The sequence below is a fragment of the Aeromonas bivalvium genome, from assembly GCF_000819765.1.
Lineage (GTDB): Bacteria > Pseudomonadota > Gammaproteobacteria > Enterobacterales > Aeromonadaceae > Aeromonas > Aeromonas bivalvium.
Window position 1 is genome coordinate 1 of sequence record NZ_CDBT01000060.1, and the last position, 647, is coordinate 647.

Below are 647 nucleotides of genomic sequence, written 5' to 3' on the forward strand. Positions count from 1 at the left end.
TAGATTGGCCCCTTGAAGATCCAGACACTTCGCCCCTCTTAACTTAAGAGGTAGTCTTGGAGCTATGTTCAGTACTAGTCACAACGAGAAGATGGTCGAAGTGTTAACAGGGGCCGAGCGCCGTCGACGCCGGACTCCACAAGAAAAGATCGCCATCGTGCAGCAGACCTTTGAGCCCGGGATGACCGTCTCTCATGTTGCTCGCTTGCACGACGTCAACGCAAACCAGCTTTTCAAATGGCGTAAGCAATTCCAAGAAGGGTCTCTCACGGCGATCACCGCCGGTGAGGATGTTGTTCCTGCTTCCGAGTTGGCTGCTGCCATCAAGCAGATCCGAGAGCTACAACGTCTGCTCGGGAAGAAGACCATGGAGAACGAGATCCTCAAAGAAGCCGTGGAGTATGGTCGAGCAAAAAAATGGATTGCGCATGCGCCCTTGTTGCCGGGGGACGACGATTAAGTGCTGTGAGCCAGGCTCTTAATGTATCGCGTGCGCAGCTATCCGTTCGTGTTCATCGAAAACCGGGTTGGCAAGATGGTCGTCATCATCGCCAGCGTGATGATGCAGCCTTACTTGGCCGTATCATGGAGGCGATGGCAGAGCTTCCCTCCTATGGCTATCGCCGGGTCTGGGCGCTGTTACGGCG

Annotated in this window: 1 pseudogene; it reads left to right on the forward strand. The window is 54.7% G+C overall.

The features are described 5' to 3' along the window. Positions 1-91: 91 nt before the first annotated feature. Positions 92-647 (forward strand): annotated as a pseudogene (locus BN1119_RS17070) (transposase); the annotation flags it as partial.